The sequence below is a fragment of the Micromonospora sp. WMMD730 genome (assembly GCF_049178955.1).
Classification (GTDB): Bacteria; Actinomycetota; Actinomycetes; order Mycobacteriales; family Micromonosporaceae; genus Micromonospora; species Micromonospora wenchangensis.
The window spans coordinates 3,548,166-3,566,019 of record NZ_JBMHML010000002.1 but is presented as its reverse complement, the minus strand read 5'-3'; the positions used below and the strand labels follow the sequence as shown (position 1 = coordinate 3,566,019).

General features: G+C 75.9%; 15 protein-coding genes, 1 pseudogene and 1 riboswitch. Of the genes and pseudogenes, 3 read left to right on the top strand and 13 right to left on the bottom strand.

Annotated elements, in window-relative coordinates; all coding sequences use genetic code 11:
- Positions 1–5: 5 nt before the first annotated feature.
- From ACN265_RS15610 to ACN265_RS15565, 10 genes are all read right to left on the bottom strand, one after another.
- Positions 6–677, bottom strand: coding sequence for a TOPRIM nucleotidyl transferase/hydrolase domain-containing protein (locus ACN265_RS15610; RefSeq protein ID WP_421408373.1), 672 nt, complete (start codon positions 675–677; stop codon positions 6–8).
- Between the two features lie 64 nt (positions 678–741).
- Positions 742–1,350 (bottom strand): histidine phosphatase family protein, encoded by a 609-nt coding sequence (locus ACN265_RS15605; RefSeq protein ID WP_421408372.1) that lies wholly within the window; start codon positions 1,348–1,350, stop codon positions 742–744.
- Entirely contained in the window at positions 1,347–2,150 is an 804-nt protein-coding gene (locus ACN265_RS15600; protein ID WP_421408371.1) for a CbtA family protein, read from the bottom strand. The genes ACN265_RS15605 and ACN265_RS15600 overlap by 4 nt, the downstream gene beginning before the upstream one ends.
- Complete coding sequence (locus tag ACN265_RS15595; protein ID WP_088644932.1) at positions 2,141–2,344, bottom strand: CbtB domain-containing protein; 204 nt, start codon at positions 2,342–2,344, stop codon at positions 2,141–2,143. The genes ACN265_RS15600 and ACN265_RS15595 overlap by 10 nt, the downstream gene beginning before the upstream one ends.
- A 60-nt stretch (positions 2,345–2,404) precedes the next feature.
- Positions 2,405–2,473: riboswitch (cobalamin riboswitch) on the bottom strand.
- Positions 2,474–2,576: 103 nt separating this feature from the next.
- Positions 2,577–4,049 (bottom strand): PepSY-associated TM helix domain-containing protein, encoded by a 1,473-nt coding sequence (locus tag ACN265_RS15590; protein ID WP_421408370.1) that lies wholly within the window; start codon positions 4,047–4,049, stop codon positions 2,577–2,579.
- Positions 4,050–4,268: 219 nt separating this feature from the next.
- Positions 4,269–4,838 carry a copper resistance CopC family protein gene (locus tag ACN265_RS15585; protein ID WP_421408369.1) on the bottom strand — a complete coding sequence of 190 codons (570 nt, stop codon included), beginning with the start codon at positions 4,836–4,838 and terminating at the stop codon, positions 4,269–4,271.
- 8 nt (positions 4,839–4,846) lie between these two features.
- Positions 4,847–6,055, bottom strand: a complete 1,209-nt coding sequence (locus ACN265_RS15580) for a Dyp-type peroxidase (protein ID WP_421408368.1) — start codon at positions 6,053–6,055, stop codon at positions 4,847–4,849.
- A 23-nt stretch (positions 6,056–6,078) separates the two neighbouring features.
- On the bottom strand, positions 6,079–6,696 hold the full coding sequence (locus tag ACN265_RS15575) for a copper chaperone PCu(A)C (protein ID WP_420119128.1): 618 nt from the start codon (positions 6,694–6,696) through the stop codon (positions 6,079–6,081).
- A 159-nt stretch (positions 6,697–6,855) separates the two neighbouring features.
- The gene (locus ACN265_RS15570) at positions 6,856–7,692 is read right to left on the bottom strand and encodes a zf-HC2 domain-containing protein (RefSeq protein ID WP_421408365.1); all 837 of its coding nucleotides are present in this window, start codon (positions 7,690–7,692) and stop codon (positions 6,856–6,858) included.
- Positions 7,693–7,767: 75 nt separating this feature from the next.
- Positions 7,768–8,337: a sigma-70 family RNA polymerase sigma factor gene (locus tag ACN265_RS15565; RefSeq protein WP_307826121.1), complete on the bottom strand. Its 570-nt coding sequence runs from the start codon at positions 8,335–8,337 to the stop codon at positions 7,768–7,770.
- 328 nt (positions 8,338–8,665) lie between these two features.
- Here ACN265_RS15565 and ACN265_RS15560 point away from each other — a divergent pair, with 328 nt between their 5' ends.
- Positions 8,666–10,777, top strand: coding sequence for a copper resistance CopC family protein (locus ACN265_RS15560; RefSeq protein WP_421408363.1), 2,112 nt, complete (start codon positions 8,666–8,668; stop codon positions 10,775–10,777).
- A gap of 145 nt (positions 10,778–10,922) precedes the next feature.
- Positions 10,923–11,774: a pyridoxal kinase PdxY gene (gene pdxY / locus ACN265_RS15555; RefSeq protein WP_204924451.1), complete on the top strand. Its 852-nt coding sequence runs from the start codon at positions 10,923–10,925 to the stop codon at positions 11,772–11,774.
- Here pdxY and ACN265_RS15550 read toward each other — a convergent pair.
- Together ACN265_RS15550 and ACN265_RS15545 are read right to left on the bottom strand one after the other, a co-directional pair.
- Positions 11,739–12,728: pseudogene (locus ACN265_RS15550) on the bottom strand (DUF817 domain-containing protein); the annotation flags it as partial. The gene pdxY and the pseudogene ACN265_RS15550 overlap by 36 nt on opposite strands.
- A gap of 42 nt (positions 12,729–12,770) precedes the next feature.
- Complete coding sequence (locus ACN265_RS15545) at positions 12,771–13,256, bottom strand: hypothetical protein (RefSeq protein ID WP_420116873.1); 486 nt, start codon at positions 13,254–13,256, stop codon at positions 12,771–12,773.
- 154 nt (positions 13,257–13,410) lie between these two features.
- On the opposite strand from ACN265_RS15545, the gene ACN265_RS15540 reads away from it, so the two are divergent.
- On the top strand, positions 13,411–15,762 hold the full coding sequence (locus ACN265_RS15540; protein WP_421408360.1) for a hypothetical protein: 2,352 nt from the start codon (positions 13,411–13,413) through the stop codon (positions 15,760–15,762).
- Here ACN265_RS15540 and ACN265_RS15535 read toward each other — a convergent pair.
- Positions 15,711–17,834 (bottom strand): hypothetical protein, encoded by a 2,124-nt coding sequence (locus ACN265_RS15535; protein WP_421408358.1) that lies wholly within the window; start codon positions 17,832–17,834, stop codon positions 15,711–15,713. The genes ACN265_RS15540 and ACN265_RS15535 overlap by 52 nt on opposite strands.
- Positions 17,835–17,854: the final 20 nt, after the last annotated feature.

Here is a 17,854-nt window from a genome sequence, read left to right as displayed (position 1 = left end):
CGGGGTCAGTCCGTGCGGTGCGGCCGGGCGGGAAGCAGCCGGTCCAACGGCCGGGGGACGTGGTCCGGGTCGAGGGCGTGCACCAGCGCGGCAGCGTACCGGGCCTTGCGGCCGCTGGTGGTGCCCAGGAACCGGCGCAGCTGCCGCTCGACGGACCGGCCGCGCTGGGCGGGCTGATTCTGGAAGACCCGGAACCGGTGCAGGTCACCCTCGGCGGCGAGGACGTCCTCGACTCCGGCGGGACCCAACGCGCGGATCAGTTCGTCCTCCAGGTCGGCGACGCACACCGGGAAGCCGAGCGCCTCCATCGCGGGCCGGTCCAGGTCGACGCCGAGACCAACCTGCTCCAGGCCGCGTCGGAACCAGCCCTCCTCGGCCTCGTCGCACAGCCCCCGGACGGCCAGGCCGAGACCCGGCGGGCCGAGCAGCCGCAGGAACCGGCCGGCGCTCATCGCACCGCCGATCGGCAGCACGCAGACGCCCTCGCCGGGCAGGTCGCGGCCACGCCGTACGGCCAGCGCCTCGACCGCGCCACGGTCGCTGACCCCCTCGACGAGCACCACCGTGGTCAGCCCGTCGCCGGCCAGCCGGCGGGCGAGCACGGCGGCCTGCGCCGAGTCCGGGCCGCCGGCCGCCCAGCTACCGACGGCGACGCGGAAACGGTCCTGTTCCGGCACCCGTCGAGTCTCGCCACCACCCGGGGAGTACCGCCACCGGATTCGCCGGAGGCGGACCGGCCGGTCATCGCGGGGGCCGGTCCTGCGGCCCGACCGGCGCGGCGAACCGGAGCTGCCAGCGGGGGCCGTACCGGCTGAGGCGCACCACCGCCAGAGGGGTGACGTCCAGCCGGGGCAGGGCGGCCATCGGCAGGTCGAGCGCGTGCACGATCGCCACCCGGACCACCATCGGATGGGTCACCGCGACGATCCGCCGGCCCGGCCCGAGCCGGTCGTCGAGCCAGGCGCCGACCCGCTCGCGCAGCGCGGCAAGGGACTCCCCGCCGTGCGGTGCCGCCTCGGGCGTCTCCCACCACTGGCGCAGCGCCCCGGGCTCCCGCGCCCCGACGTCGGTCAGGCTGCGCCCGGCCCAGCCGGCGTAGTCGCAGTCGGCCAGCGCGGCCTCGACGGTGGGCCGTAACCCGAGGGCGTACGCGGTCTGCACCGCCGCGCTCGCCGGGCTGGTCAGGCAGGTGTCCACCGTGCCCAGTGGCCCGGTCCGCCCGTGACCGGCCAGGGCGAGGGCGGCCTGTCGGCCGCCCTCGTCCAGGTCGTCGTCTCCCGCGCCGAACACCGCCCGCCGCAGCGCGCCGGTGTGGGCGTGGGCGACCAGCCGCAGGCTGGTCGAGGTCACGGGCGGGCCGGCGTGGCCTGACCGGACAGGGGCTCGCCGGCCCGGTCGTCGGGGCGCGGCCCCGCGGGACGGCGGCTCATCAGGGCGCTGAACAGCAGACCGACGGCGACCCAGAGCACCACCTGGGTGCCGAGCGACGCCAGCCGGAAGTTCCACAGCAGCGTTGCCGGGAAGTCGTCCGGAACCTCCTGGAAGGACGGCAGGACGACGTACCCGACGCCGGCGACCAGGGCGAATCCGCCGAGGGCCGCGCCGTACCGTTGCCAGGGCGGTGCGTCGGCGCGGACCGACCGGTAGCCCAGGGTGCCCGCCCAGACGGCCACCAGGCCGAGCACCACCAACGCCAGGTAGGCGACGGTGCGCTGGTCGATGGTGTCGGGGTTGCCGACCGCCGGGGGATTGGCCGGGTACTTCCCGAACGGCACGAGCACCACGCCGAGCAGGGCGCCGCCCGCCAGCAGCAACGCCGACCGGCCGTCGTCGGCGGCCGGGAAACGTCGGCGCAGCAGCACGAACGCGGTCGCGAGCAGGCCACCCATCGCCGTCCCGAACAGCCCGGTGGCCAGGAACAGGCCGAACCGCTGCCCGTCCCGGCCGACCAGGTCGTCGCCGTGGTGGTCGTCGGCCACCGGCCCGGTGTGGGTGGCGGCCTCCTCGATCGCGATGGCCGCGTCGATGCGCGGCTCACCGACTAGGTAGCCGAAACCGCCCGCGAGCAGGCCGGCGACGAGGCCGGCGAGGAGCCCGCGGATCAGGACGGTGACGAAGGTGGGTGGATTGTGGGCAGGGGTCAGTGGCACGGGACACCGAGCAGGTGCCGGCCGTCGTGCATCAGCTCGTGCAGGAACATGCCGCTGCGCGAGACCGCGCCCTGGTCGAACGCGACCAGGTAGGTGAGCAGCAGGAGTACGCCGACGACGGCCAGGGCCGCCCACCACAGACGGGCGGACCCGACGGGGTGCACCAGCGGCTGGGCAGGAGTGGGACTCGACATGGGATTCGAACCTTCCCGGGGATGACGCGTCCCCATCGCAAGGCTGCGGACGACCGAGCGTCCTGGCTCGCGGACCCGTCGACGACGGAACCGCTCACAGTGGCGCGACCGCGCCGGATTCCCACCGGCTTACCTCGCGACGCCGCAGATAGTGGTTCGACCGTAACGGCGCGACCCCCGGCCGGTCAATCGTCGCCTCGGGAATGTGACGTGCCGGCCGGGCGTCGGCACGTCACCCGCCGGCCGGCACGGGGGAGTCGGGGGCGGTGTCCCGGCGGCGTCGTCGGGCCACCACCCCCAGGGCGGCGTCGACGACGAGGAAGGCGACGAGACTCGACCCGAGCAGGGGCAGCGCCCAGCCGACCGCCGCCACCACCGGTACCCCGACGAGGACCGCCCACCAGGGCAGGCCCCGGACGCCACCCCGGGGCGGCGCGGTGCCGGTGCGGGCCCGCCGGTCCGCCCGGGTGGGCCGGCGCTGCCACCACATCCGGTAGCCCCAGACGATGACGCAGAGCAACCCGAGGGCCAGCGCGGCGAGCAGGATCTGGTTGACCGGGCCGAGGAGCACCCCCATGTGGGCCTGGATGCCGAGTCCACTGAGCTGGGCCAGCACCGGCCAGTCGGCGAAGTCGCTGCGGGCGGTGACCGTGCCCGTGGTGGGGTCGACGGCGACGCGGTCCTTGGCGACCGGCCAGGTGTTGTCGACCTGGGTCACCGTCCAGGCCGAGCCCGGCGCGCCGGGGGCGATCTCGACCGGACCGTCCAGCCCGGCCGTCCGGGCGGCGGTCAGCACCCGGTCGAAGGCGGCCGACTCGACCACCCCGCCGGCCCCGGCGGCGCCGTGGTGGCCGCCGCCGGTGTCGGTCGGGACCGGTCCGGCGGCGAGAGCGGTGGAGAGCTGCGGGGCGCGGGCGTCGAGCGCGTCGAGACCGGCGCCGAAGTTCGCCCCGGCGTACCGGGACCAGGTCAACCCGGTGGCCGAGAGGAACAGCAGGCCGACGGTGAGCCAGATCCCGGTGGTGGCGTGCCAGCTCCGGGTCCGGCGCACCCCACGGGCGGCGGTCAGGTCCGGTACGAGCAGGTGCCGCGCGGTGGCCCGGGAGGATCGGCGGCGACGCCACCACAGCACCACCCCGCCGAGCGCGAGCACCCACAGCCAGCTCGCGGCCAGCTCCGAGTAGTGCCGGCCGACCGCGCCCAGGTGCAGGTTGCGGTGCAGGTCGTCCAGCCAGGTGGTGGCCGGTGTGGACCCGAACCAGGTGGTGAGCTGCCCCTGCACCCGGCCGGTGTACGGGTCGACGTACACGGTGTGCTGCCTGTCGGCAAGCTCCGGCACCGTGAACACCACCCTCGTGGTCCGGTCACCCGTGCCGGGCTGCACCGCGCTGACGCTGCCCTCCGGGTGGGCGTTGCGGGCCGCCCCGACCTGGTCGGCCACCGGCACCGGGCGCTCACCCACCTGTGTCACGGTCAACCGGTCGCCGTAGAGCGCCGTGTCCACCTGCGGGGCCACCGTGTAGGCGAGCCCGGTCAACGCGGCGACCACCAGGAAGGGCGCGAACAGGACGCCGGCGTAGAAGTGCAGCCGCAGCAGCAGCGCGCCGAACGGGGACCCGCCCCGGGCCGGCCGGGCGGGTGGGGCGGCGGACGGCGCGGATTCCGGCCTCGGCGGGTCGGACAACTCAGTAACAGACATATCCATCCGATCGAATGTGTTGGGAGGTGCCCGGTGGTCGCCCCGTGCGTGCGGGTCGGCCGGTGTCCGTGCGGTCGGCGTCGCCCGCCGAGGTAGTCGCGGCGGACGTCCCTGCGGTTCCCGGTAGATGTCCGGGACGTCGACGTCACCGGTCCACAACGGAACGGACGTCCCGGCGTGCGTCTGCGGACCGGGAGCGCCTGCGGCGTACCGGTGAGGGCCGCCTCAGGGGCGTGACGATTGTCGTCGCCGCCGACGCAGCACGGCCGCCGCCGCCAGCAGGGCGACCACCACGCTGCCGGTGACGCCGACGACGGTGGCCCGGCCACCGCCGCGCCCCGGCGCGACCGCGGCGGCGGACGGGCCGGGCGGGTCGGGTGACGGCGCGGCGGCCGGACCGGCCGGGTCCGCCACGGTGAACGGGTACGACCCCTGCACCGGGTGCCCGTCGGCGGAGACCACCCGGTACGCGACGGTGTACGTCCCGTTGGGCAGGGGACCGGTCACCCGGACGTTTCCCGTCGCGCCGGAGACCACCGGATCGCCGGTGGGGACACGCCGTTTCGTCCCGTCGGTGAGCACGATGGTGGTGAGTGTCGGGTCGAGCCGCGCCATGAACTCCAGCGTGATCTCGGTGGGCGCGCGGGTCAGCGTCGCGTCCCGGGCCGGCGAGGCGGACCGCAGGCCGTTGTGCGCGCGGGCCGGCGTGGCGGCGACGAACAGGGTCAGGATGCCGGCCAGCAGTGCGGCGACGAACCGGCCGGCGACCCGGCGCGACGGTGACATGGTCGTCATCAGCCGGCTCAGCCCAGCACCTGCTGGCCGATCCACCCGTCGGGCGGGCAGCCGGGCGGGACGGCGAAGACGGCGGAGCCGATCGGCGTGGTCCACTCGTTGAGCAGGTCCCGGTCGGCGAGTCGACGTTGGATGGGCAGGAACTGGGCGGTGACGTCGGCCTGGTACGAGGCGAAGATCAGGCCGCTGTCGGCGTGCCCCTGCGGGGAGGGCACACCGTCGTAGTTGTACGGGCGGCGCAGGATCCTCAACCGGTCGTCGGTGACGCGGGCCCGGGTGAGATGGGAGAAGTCGGGGATGACGGTGAGCCCGTCGTCGCCGACGGCGGCGAAGTCGGGTTCGTCGTGTTCACCGGTGCCGGTGAGCGGGGCGCCGGTGTCGAGCCGCCGGCCGACGGCCAGTTCCCGGTCGGTACGGCCGAGCAGGTCCCAGGTCTCCAGGTTCATGCTGATCCGGCGGACCACCAGGGTGGTGCTGTCGCGCAGCCAGTCCGGACCGTCGGGTACCCAGACGGCGGTGTCCAACGCGCTGCCGGGACGGGGGTTGGCGGTGCCGTCGAGCTGGCCGAACAGGTTGCGTTGGGTGTGCCCGGCCGGCTCGACGCCGGGGCTGCGCCGGAAGCCCTGCTGCACCCAGCGGACGGTGGCGAAGGGCCTGCTGTCCTTGACCAGCACCCGCTGGGCGTGTGCGACGGTGACCGCGTCGTCAGCGCAGATCTGCACCAGCAGGTCCCCACCGGACCAGGCCGGTCGGAGCCGGTCGATCCGCAACGCCGGCAGGTCGGCCACCGACGCCGGCCGCCGGTCGTCGACGCCCGCAGCCCGGTACAGGCCGGGGCCGAAACCGAAGGTCACGGTCAGCCGCGCCGGCAGCAGCCCGAGTTCGGCCTCGGTGTCGGCCAACGCCGGCCGGCCCTGGGTGAGCCGGGCCGCGTCGTCGCTGAGCAGCCGCAGCAGCCGGCCCAGCGCCGCCCGGTCGGTGCCCGGTCGCAGGGTGAACGCGACGAACGCGGCGTGGGCCTGCGGTTCGGTGGCCACCCCCGCCTGCCGGGGCCCGTGGAACGGCTCGACCAGGCCCCCGACGGCCGCCACCGGACTCGGCTGCGGCACGGCGGGCCCGCCGGTCGGCCCGTCCCGCCCGGCGACGACCACCGCACCGCCGGCCAGCGCGCCCCCTGCGGCCAGTGCCCCGCCGGCGAGCAGGCCGCGCCGGCTCACCGTACGCCCGTGCGGGTGTCCGGTCACGAGGTCGGGCCGGTCGTCGGCTGTCCACCCGGGGCCGGCTGACCGCTCATGGTCGGCTCGGGCGCGCCGTGGCCGGGGGCGTAGCTCTCCTGCGCCCCGGTGAACGGCTTGGCCACGGCGGTGAACTGCTGGGTCCGGCCGTCGGCGAAGGTGAGGGTCACGGTGACCTGGTCGCCGGCCCGCACCGGCCGGCGGAGGTCCATCAGCATCAGGTGGTCGCCGCCGGGCTCCAACACGTGGGTGCCCTTCGCCCTGATCACGACGCCGCCCTGCTTCTGCCGCATGACCATCGTGCCGTCCTTCATGGTCATCTCGTGCAGCTCCAGTACGGACACCTCGGTGGTGGCGCCGGTGAGCGTGACGTCGGCGTCGCTGTCGTTGACCAGGGTCCCGAAGGCCGCCGTCATGCCCTTGTCGGCCGCCTTCACCCACGGGTCCCGGATGGTGATCACCCCGGCGGACGCGCTCGCCGGTGCCGAGGCGCCCGACGGGGTGCCCGACGCCGGGTCGGCCGGGCCGCAGCCGGCGGTGCCGACGGCCAGCAGGGCGGCGGTGGCGGCGGCGAAGACGACTGACGCGCGTCGATTCGTGCCGAGTGGACCGGTGGGACGCATGGGTTTTTCCTCCGTTGTGCCGATGCTCTGTCCCGTTGGTCCGTCACCGGTCACCGAAAGTTCCGGCCGGTCGGGATCGTGCCCTTCCGGGTGACCGGGCCGTCCCGCCGGGCGGGACGCGCCGTCGGCCGCCACCCGGCGGGCCGGGTGGCGTCGCGGTCAGGCGGCCGACCGGTCGCGGGTCCGCGCCGAGCCGGCGTGCGGCGGCAGCAGGCGTACCGTCGGGGCGGCGGGCACGTCGTCCGTACGCAGCCGCCAGGCGGGCCGGTCTCCCCGGCCCCGCCCCGCCGGGCCGTCCGGCCGCAGCCGGGGCCGGGACAGCGCGACCACGATCAGATAGCCGGTGACCAGGAACCCGTGACTGACCAGCCGGGTCGGCTCCACCCGGCCGGTGACCAGGTCGTTGGCCGAGAGCAGCACGAGCGCGCCGACGAAGGCGCTCAACATCGGCAGCAGCCCCCCGGTCGGGGCGCGCCGGGCGGCCACGAAGAGGAAACCCGCGCCGACGGCGATGTTCCACGCGGCCGACTCGTGCCACAGGTGCCCGGAGGCCAGCGTGTCGAGCGCGCCGTGGGCGTGCCCGGCAGCCGGGCCCCGGCCGACCTGGGTCAGCCCCAGCACCAGTTGCAGGGCGCCGATCAGGGCCAGCCCGGTGCGCAGGACCGGCACCACCCGGTCCCGCATCCGGCGGGGGGCGGGGAGCGCGGCCAGCGCGACGTCGACGAGACCGGGGCCGGCCGCGGTGACCCTCGGTTCCGACCCTGCCGTGGCCGGGGTCGTCGACCGCAGGCGGCCGGGCCGGTCGACAGTCGGGTCGCAGCGGTCGGTGGTGGAGAGCGTCAGGCGGGATCGCCGGGTCACCGTCGCCGCCCGGTCACACCACTGCCGGCAGCCCGCGCACCCGTCCAGGTGCGCGTCCGCCGCGATCCGCTCGGCGGGGGTCTCCTCGCCGTCCAACTGTGCCGACAGGATCTCCCGCCACTGCTCACACCCCATGTACGGGTAGTCGGCCGGCAGGGCGCGGTGGTTCCCGTGGGCTCCCGGGGCACGGTCGCGGCCCGGGGGCGACGGTCAGCCGGCGGCGCTTCCCGGCCGGTGGCGGATCGCCCGGGGGTTACCCTCGACCGCCGCGACGAGATCCTCGCGGGCCCGGGCGACCCGGGACCGGATGGTGCCGACCGGGCAACCGCACACCTCGGCCGCCTCGGCGTAGGACAGGCCGAGGACCTGGGTGGCGACGAACGCCTCCCGACGGTCGGCGGGCAGGGCCAGCAGCAGGTCGTTGAGGACCACCTCGCCGTCGAAGCCGCTGCCCCGGGTGTCCGGCGTGTCGTGCCACTCGGACAGCGGCACCGTACGCGGACGCGAGGTGGCCGCCCGGACGTGGTCGACGGCGGTCCGGCGGGCGATGCCGAGCAGCCACGTACGGGCCGAGGAACGGGCGGCGAACGACGGCAGCGAGCGCATGGCCCGCAGGTACGTCTCCTGGGTGAGGTCGTCGGCCTCGGCCGGGCTGATCAGGTGCGCGACGAACCGTCGTACGTGCTGTTGGGTCGCCCGGATGAAGCGGGCCGCGGCCTCCCGGTCACCCCGACCGGCGGCCAGCGCCCACGCGGTGATCTCCGCGTCGTCGTCGCCCACCTGCCACCTCCGTGTCCGGTTCTGCCGCCTGTCGTGCTCCGCCGTCGTCCGCCAACGGTAACGACGGGGTGTAGTAGGTCCCGGGTGAGCGTACGGCATACCCGGCGTCATCCCCGCCCACTGGTACGGACGGGAGGCGTCGGCGGATCATCCGTACCGGGGTTGGGTACGGAGGCCCACCGTGACCGGCCGGACGCGGGGTGCGGAGCCGGGGACGAGTTTTGATCATCCCGACCTCAGGTTGGGACGCCATAGCCAAAACTTTTGCCATCTGCGTAAAAAGTTAGTGAACTATTGATTGAAGTCCACTCTTCGTGAGGATGATCCGATGCGCTGTCCCCCTCCAGCCACCGGACCCGCCGGGCGTACCCTCGCCGGCCTGCTCGCCCTCGTGTTCGCCGCGGCGGCGGTCCTGCTGCCCACCACTGCGGCGCAGGCGCACGGCACCCTGGCGATGTCCACCCCGGCGGCCAACGCCACGGTGGCCGAGCCGCTGACGACGGTGGAGCTGTACTTCACCGAGCAGGTGGCGGCCAACGCGTACTTCACCGTCACCGGGCCCGGCGGTGGCCGGGTCGACAACGGCTGGCGGCACGGCTCCCCCCGGCCCCTGGACAAGCCGGTCCGGGAGTACCTGCTGGTCGACGGCAAGTTCGAGCCGAAGGAGTACAGCACCGGCTTCCCGGCGGTGGTCACGCTGGCCCACCTGCCGGCGGCCGGCCAGTACGCGGTGAGCTACCTGTCGGTGGCCTCCGACGGCGAGCCGGTCCGGGGCACCATGACCTTCCGCTACACCGGACGGCCGACCGCCGCGCCGTCCGGCTGGCAGCCCCCCGTCGACCAGCCGGATCCGGCGCTGGTGGCCGCCGCCGAACAGCACGCCACCTCCGGCCACGCCGGCCCGGCGGCCTCCGCGGTGCCGACCGCCCCGGTGACCGCCGCCGCGCCGGCCACCCCGCCGGCCGCCGCCCCCGACGAGGACGGGAACGGCCTCGGATGGCTGGCCTGGGCCGGCGGCGCGGTGCTGGTCGCGGCGGCGGTCAGCTTCGCGGCGTGGCGACGTCGCCCGGTGCCCGCCACCCGGCCCACCGGCCGGCCCCGCGCTGGGGGGACGGCCGCCCGGCCGGGCTCCGGCACCCGCGTCAACCGGTCGAAGGCGACGGGTGGCGGCAGGAAGACGGCCCGTCCGGCCGCCGCCCGCCGTACGGTGGTCAGCGCGTCGGTGACGACCCCCGCCAGGACCGGCGCGGCCTCGGCCAAGGCGGTCCCGGCGGCGGCCCAGGCCGCCCCGGCTGCTCCGGCCTCCGGCAAGGCGAAACGACCCTCCGCCGCGCCGGCTGCGGCCACGGCGGGAATGGTCACGGTCAAGGCCGGGCCCGACGAGGCGACCTCCGGGCCCGACGAGGCGACCTCCGGGCCCGACGAGGCGGCCTCCGCCGCGACGTCCGCCGACGTCGACGCGACGGACTCCGGCACCGGCGTGGCGGTATCCGCCGCTCCTGCGCCGCACCCCGGGTCCCGGCTGGGCAACACGGGTCTCGCGTTGCTGGTCGGAGGGCTGGTGGTGGCCCTGCTGGCGGGCTTCGGGCTCGGCCGGATCGGCTCCGGTGCCCGGCCCGCCGACGGCACCACCGCCGCCCCGCCGGCCACCGGTGCGGCGCCGGCGGCCGGGGACGGGCACCAGCACGGGCCCGGCACCGGGGCGCACACCCATCCCGGCGACGCCGGTGGGGCCCAGGCGCAGGTGACCGGGCTGTCGGTCAACGCCGGTGGTTACACCGTCGAGCCGGCGGCCCGGACCCAACCGGCAGGCGTACGGGCCGACTACCGGTTCCGCATCGTCGGCGCGGACGGGAAGGCGGCGACCCGGTTCGCGGTCGTCCACGACAAGCCGCTGCACATGGTCGTGGTGGGGCGGGACCTGAGCGGCTACCAGCACCTGCACCCGACCATGGCGGCGGACGGCACCTGGAGCGTCCCGCTGACGCTGACCCGGCCCGGCGGCTACCGCATCTACGCCGACTTCTCGGTGACCGGCGCCGACGGCACCACGGTCCCGCTGGTGCTGGGGGTCGACCACCAGGTGCCCGGCGCGCACACCCCGGTCCCGCTGCCGCCGGCCGCGTCGCAGTCGACGGCCGGGCCGTTCACGGTCACCATGGGCGGCACCCCCACGGTGGGGGTGACGGTGCCGCTGTCCTTCCGGCTCGACGGCGTCGACCCGGCCCGCCTGGAGCGCTACCTGGGGGCGTACGGGCACCTGGTGGTGGTGCGCGAGGGCGACCTGGGCTACGTGCACGTCCACCCGGACCAGGAACTGGTGGACGGGACGGTGCGGTTCTGGCTGACCGCCCCGAGCGCGGGCCGCTACCGGGCGTTCTTCGACTTCCAGGTCGACGGGACGGTGCACACCGCGCAGTACACCCTCGACCTGACCTGAGCACGGTTCCGGCCGACCCCGCCTGCACCACCGGGGCCGGCCGGAACCGCCACCGCCCCCCGGTCCGACCCGGGAGGTCGGCGACGCGGGGGCGAATCGGTGGGCCCGTACCCGCGGTGTCGGGGGGAACGGCCATGATGGGCCGGTGAAGATCCTGTCCATCCAGTCCTCGGTCGCCTACGGCCACGTCGGCAACTCGGCGGCCGTGTTCCCCCTCCAGCGCCTCGGGCACGAGGTCTGGCCGGTGCTGACCGTGCACTTCTCCAACCACACCGGGTACGGCGCGTGGCGCGGGCCGCTGCTGGCCCCGGCCGACGTGGCGGAGGTGATCGAGGGCATCGCCGACCGGGGGGTGCTCGGCACCGCCGACGCGGTGCTGTCGGGCTACCAGGGTGATCCGGCGATGGGTGCGGTCATCCTCGCCGCGGCCGACCGGGTGCGGGCCGCCAACCCGGACGCGGTGTACTGCTGCGACCCGGTGATGGGCGACACCGGGCGGGGGATGTTCGTCCGGCCCGGCATTCCGGAGTACCTGCGTGACGTGGTGGTCCCGCGCGCCGACATCATCACCCCGAACCACTTCGAGCTGGACTACCTCGCCGGCCGGACGACCACCTCGCTGCCCGCCGTGCTGGACGCCGTCGACGTGGTCCGCGCCACCGGCCCCCGGGACGTGCTGGTGACCAGCGTGCTGCACGACGACGTGCCGGCCGGCTCGCTGGAGGTGGTGGCCGTCTCAGACGAGGGCGCCTGGGCGGTGACCACGCCGCTGCTGCCGATCAACCCCAACGGCGGTGGCGACGTCACCGCCGCGCTCTACCTGGCCCACCTGCGGACGACGGGCTCACCGGCGACCGCGCTGGAACGCACCATCTCCTCGGTCTTCACCGTGCTGGAGCGGACCCTCGCGGCGGGCACCCGGGAGATCCAACTGGTCGCCGCCCAGGACGCCATCGCCGACCCGCCGGCCCGGTTCACCGCCCGCCGGCTGCGCTGACCCGGGCCCGAGCGGCACCGCCGACCGGCCCCCGTCGGTGGCACGTTCCGGCTGCGGCGGTCGGGGTGACGTCTCCGGCGGTCGTGGCTTTTCCGGTGGGCGGGGTGGCGAGACCCAGGTGACCAGGACCACCGAGATGATCATGAGGAGGAACCACGAGGCGAGCTTCGTCGGCGACACCGGGTCCCACCCGGCCACCTGACCGGGATAGAGCCACGCCTGCGACCAGGTGGCGATGTTCTCCGCCAACCAGATGAAGAAGGCGACCAGGAGGAAGGCCAGCAGCAGCGGCATCCGCAACCGGAACCGGAAGACCCGGAACTGCATCACGCAACGGCCGAACACCACCGCGACGACGGCGATGAGCAGCCACCTGACGTCCGGCAGGTAGTGGTTGGTGAAGAAGTTGGCGTAGATCGCGACCGCCACCAGCGCCGTCACCCGGCGGCGGGGGTAGCGGGTGAAACGCAGGTCGAACAACCGGTTGACCCGGACCAGGTAGGAGCCGACCGCGGCGTACATGAAGCCACTGAACAGCGGCACCGCACCGAGCCGCAGCACCCCGTCCGGGGCGTAGGACCACGAACCGATGTGCGTCTTGAACAACTCCATCGCGGTCCCGACCAGGTGGAACAGCACCACCACCCGCAGTTCGCGCAGGGTTTCCAGCCGTCCGGCCAGCATGGCCGCCTGGATGGCGACCGCGGCGACGGTCAGCAGGTCGTTCCGGGCGAGGGCGGCATCCTGCGGGTACCAGAGCCGGGCCGCCAGGATGACCGCCAGCATCGCCCCGCCGAACACGCACGCCCAGGCCTGCTTGAGCCCGAAGACCAGGAACTCGACCAGCCAGCCGGCCGGCCCGCGTCGGGGCAGCCGGGCCAGCACGGCACGGAAGCGGGCGTCGACCGCGCGTTCCGTGGTGGTCAGGCCGGTCGGTCCGGGCGCAGGAGGCATCGGGGCGACGCTACCCGGCCCCGACCCGGTCGGCGTCGCCGGTCAGGGGGAGGTCGAGAGCGCGCCGATCAGGCCGAGGCCACCGCAGCAGAGCAGCAGCACCACCGGCAGGATGACGAGCACCAGGCTGTAGTTCGACCACATGCCGAACTTCGTCACGTCGGTGCCCTGCCCGTCGTGGACCCGGTTGCGCCAGCCGCCGAAGCGGAACGACAGCGGGTACACCAGTCCGGGCTGGACGGTGAGCGCGGTGGTGACGATCGGGATGCCCATGAAGTCCGTGTAGCGGATGTCGTGCGCCCCGGCCGGCACGGCCACGTACCAGGTGCCCTCGCCGGGGATCGACACCAACCGCCCGTCGACCTTGAAACGGCTGGTGGCCGGGACGGGCACCAGGTACGGACCACGGTTGACCGAGACGGCCAGCACCGCGTGCCCGGGCGGCGGGGGGATCGGCTGGGGGTAGGCGATCAGCGGCGTGACGGGGCCGGGCGCGGACGGGTACGACGGCTGAGGGGGGTACGACATCGCCACATCCTGGCACGACCCTCGGACGCGGTGCGCGCGGGCGGCCTGCCGCCGGCCTGACGGGACGGCACCCGCCCACGCGCAGGACGATCCGGCTCGGGTTGAACCGTCGGCACCCCGGTTCGTATAAGGGGGCCGGGACGGGAGGATGTCGGTGGGACCGAGGGTGTGGAAAGCGATGGTGGCGATGCGGCGGGCCTTTGTCACGGTGCTGCTGGCCGGGATCGCGCTGCTCGTGGCGGCACAGCCGGCACAGGCGGCGCAGCCGGCGGGCGTGGCGCGACCGGCGGGTGCGGTACGGCCGGTCAGCGCGGTGCCGGCCGAAACCGGTAGGTACTACGTGGTCGGGCCACCCGTCGACGGGCAACGGGAGTACCTCTACGCCATCGCGCTGCGTACCCTCGGTAACGGCAACCGGTTCCGGGAGATCGTCGACCTCAACGTCGGCCGGGTCCAGCCCGACGGCGAGACGTTCACCGACGGGGTGGTCCTACGACCCGGCTGGCGGCTCGTGCTGCCCAGGGACGCGCAGGGCCAGGGGGTACGGATCGGCCGGCTGCCGCAACTGGGCCCACGGTCACCGGCTCCGGCCAGTCCGAGTCCGCGCGCCACGACCCCGTCCCGCCCCGGTTCGACCCCGCGCACGGTGGCCCCGTCCTCCGCGGCGGCCTCCCGTCCGGCGCGGACGGCCGCCGCGACCACCCGGGCCGTCGCCCGGCCGCCGGAGGCTCCGCAGGCGGGCGGCGGGCTGGACCCGCTGCTGATCCGGGTCGGTGCGGGGCTGCTGGCGGTCTTCTTCGCCGCCGTGGCCGTACTGCTGCTGCGTCGTGGCGGGCCCCGCCGGCTGGTGCTGGAGGACGACGGGCCGTGGCCGCCGCAGCGGCACCACACCCCGACCCCCGCCGAACTGGCCGCCGCGCCGGTGCCCGGCGAGGTGGACACCGCACCGCCCCCGGTCACCCGCCGGCCGCCGGCAGCGTCGACGCCGACGGCACCGCCGTCGCCCCCGCCGGCTCCGCCGATCACCCGGCCGGTCACGGCACCGGCACGGCGACCGGCCCCGCCGGCGGTCACCCCGCCGATCCTGCCCCCGCCGCCGTCGGTGGTCCTGCCGGCACCGCGTACCGCCGCCCCGCCGGCGTCGCCCCCGGCGGCGGAACCGGCGGCGCTGCCGGCCGCCGCGACCCCACCGGCGTCGGTCCGGCCGGAACCGACCTCCCCGCCGGAACCGAATTCCCCGCCGGAACCGAATTCCCTGCCGGGGGCGACCTCAGCGCCGGTGCCGACCTCGGCGTCGGTGCCGACCTCGGCGTCGGTGCCGGCGACACTGTCGGGCCCAGCGTCGCCACCGGTGCCGGTGCCGGTCGAGGGGGCGACGACCCCGCCGGAGCCGACCGCAGGTCCGGCTGCGGCGTCCATCCCGGGGTCGGCGGAACCCCCGGTGACGGAACCGGTCCCGGGGGCGGCCTCCGTGCCGGCGTCGGAGCCCGCGCCGGGAGCGGGGGCCGAGGTGGCGGCACCGGAGGCGGTCCTCGGCACCCGTCCGTCATCCCCCGCGACGACGGGCGGGCTGCCCGTGAAGCCGGTCTGGCCCCCCAGGGCACCACAGTCGGCACCACCCCGACCGACCCCGATCGACCCACCGCAGCCGCCGGCCGTCCTGCAACCGCCGGCCGTCCCGGCGGCGGGCCCGGAAACGCCGCAGGCCGTCCCGCCGCCACCGGTTGTTCCGTCAGCCGTGCCGCCGCTGGCGACCGCAACCCCGCAGCCACGGGCCGTGCCGCCGGCCACGCCGACCGTCCCGGCCTCGGCGGTGTCGCCGCCCCCGACGCCGCAGCCGACCGGGACCGCCACCGCGTCGGCCGCAGGGGCATCCGCCGGGAGCGGCGGCGCGTCGGCCGAGGTGGATCTGCCGCGTCCGGCGGTGCCGGCCGGCAACGAGGTCCCGTACCTGAGCACCGAGCTGGAGACCGGACTCGGGCCGATCCGGGTCCGGCTGGTCGGGGTCGCGGCGGGCCGGGGCGCGCCCGCGTACGCCTGGCTCGGCCCGGACGAGACCGCGCCCCCGGCGACCCTGCCCCTGGTGCTGGGCCACCGGGGACCGTGGCGGTTGCACGTCGACCTCGGGCGGGCACCCGACGTGCTCACCCTGGTCGGCGACACCGACGACTGCCGGCGCACGGCCGCCCTGTTCGCCGGGCGGCTGCGGGCCGGGGGGATCGGCGTGGCCACGGTGGGCGACGTGCTCGGCGGGCAGGCCCCGCAGGGGTGCCGGTCGCTGCCGGGGCTGCCGGCGGCGAGCGCACCCGACGTCGACCCGCCCGCGCCGTACGTGGTGTTCACCCCCGGCCTGGCCGGTGCGGAGCTGGCCGGGGCGCGGCGACTCGCCACGGACACCGGGGGGCGGTGCGTGCCGGTGGTGATCGGACCGGTGCCGGCCGGCCGGTGGTCGGTTCAGGTGTCCCCGGTCGACGGCGGGTCCACCCGGGCCGGTACGGCGGACTGAAGGCCGGCGACGGCGGACGGCAGCGGCCCCGGGGTGAGCTGCCCGATCCGCTGCCACTCGCCCCCCTGCGCCCGGAAGGCGCGCTGCACCACGATCCGGTCGTACGAGCGGCTGCCCAGGACCAGGTCCACGCCGGCCCGGTGCAGCCGGTCCACCCTGGTCCGGACCAGGGTCAACCCGGCCAGCATGGTGTGGGTGGCCCCGACGTCGACGGTGCGTCCCGCCGGCACCCGCACCTCGACCAGCAACCGGCCCGGCCGGGCCACCGGCCGCTGCTGGTAGAGCGGCAGCCAGCCCCGGGGCAGCCCCCGGGACCGGGCCGGCAGCAGCGCGTACGCCTGCCGGGTGCCGAAGCCGGGCCAGCGGCGGACGTCGTTCGGCAGGCCGGCGACCGAGCGGTTGGTGGGCGCGGCACGGATCCGTAGGGGCTCGCCGTCGGCGTCCACGGTGGGCAGCAGGCGGCTGAACCCGTCGCAGCGGAAACCGCCCACCAGCCGGACCCGGTCCAGCCGGGCGGCCGGCAGCAGGTAGGTGTCGGGGCTGCCCAGGACGTACTTGAACCGCGCCGGCACGTGCGCCCGCAGCACCGCCATCGGGATCGCGCCGCCCGGGGAGATCCGCACCCGCAGCAGGTCGCTGCCGGCCGGGGCCGACCGTGGGTCGAGGAACGCGGGCACGAACAACTCGACGCCGGGCAACCCGTTGCCGACCGCCCGCGCCGGGTCACCCTCGACGAGGACGTACGCCTCGAACGTCTCGGCGTTGACCTGCTGGCCGCGCCGCAACCAGGGCGGGCCGTAGTCGGCCGCGCGGCGGCTCTCGGTGACCAGGGCGGGCCGGGGGAGGGGCACGGCCGGTTGTTCCGCCACCGCGGCTTCGGCACCGTCCGGTGTCGGGGGTGCCGCGTCGGCCGGGTCCGCCGAGGGGGACGCGGCGGCACCGTCCGGTCCGGGGGTCGGGTCGTCGGCGCGGGCCGGTCCCGGGTGGCCGTCGGCCGCGCCGGTGTCGACGGCTCCGGCGGCGGGGGAGGCGACCTCGATCCGTTCCCGGTCGCGTCGGGACACCAGCAGCCCCTCGGGGGTCGCGTCCAGGGTCGACGGGCCGTCGGCGTACCTCGGCCGGTGGGCCTGCCACGCGGCGACCGCGCCCGTCGGGTCGAACGCCCGCAGGTCGCGCCGGTCGTCGATCAGCTCGGCCCGGCCGCCCGCGGGTGGGGTCCAGACGGTGGCCCCGGTCGTCTCGGCCAGCTCGACCACCTCCGCGACGAGCCGGGCCTGCTCGTCGGCGTCGGACGGCCAGGTCAGCCAGAGCCGCAGGTCGGCACCGTAGAGTGGCAGGTCGCCGAGGAGCGCGGCGAGCTGCCCGCCGCTGTGCACGTCCTGGGTGCCGCTGTAGGTGCCGACGAGGAACCCGCCGGAGCGGGCGGTGACCGCGACGGTGACCACCCCGGTCGACGCGCCGAGCCGGTGTGCGGTGGCCCGCCTGGTCACGAAGTCGGCCCGGGTCGCCAGGGCGAGGCCGTCGGGCAGCGGCAACCCCACCACCCCGGTACGGGGACGGACCAGCCCGTCGTCCACCGCGAACCAGCCCGGCAGGGAGGTGGCGAGATCCGGTGGCTGGAGCACGAGCCAGTCCATCGGCTGACGGGTCACCCGGTCCAGCGGCACCGCGTCCAGTGGCCCGCTGTCGGTGGTCGGGCGGGTGGACCCGGTGGCCGACCGGTCGATGGCGTGCCTGATGTCCGAGCCGTCCGGGCTGACCAGCACGTCGTGCCCGAGCAACCCGGCCACCTCGGTGAACAGGTCGAGGTGCCGGGCCCCGTCGTCGGCGAGGATCCGGACGTCCTGCGCCGCGTCCGCGCCGTGCCGGACCAGGGTGGCGACGGCCCGCGCGTCGAGCGGCCGACCCGGGGCGGTGGGTACCACCAGCCGTCCGCCGGGGCCCGGGGCCAGCCAGAGGTCGTACAGGCCGGCGATGCGGCGGTGCCGGCGCGGGTCGAAACGGCGGGTGGCCGGCACCCGGTCCAAGCCGTTGCCGCCGATCGGTTCCACCGTGCGCCCGAGCCCGTTCACCGCCGCCCCACCTTCGTCTC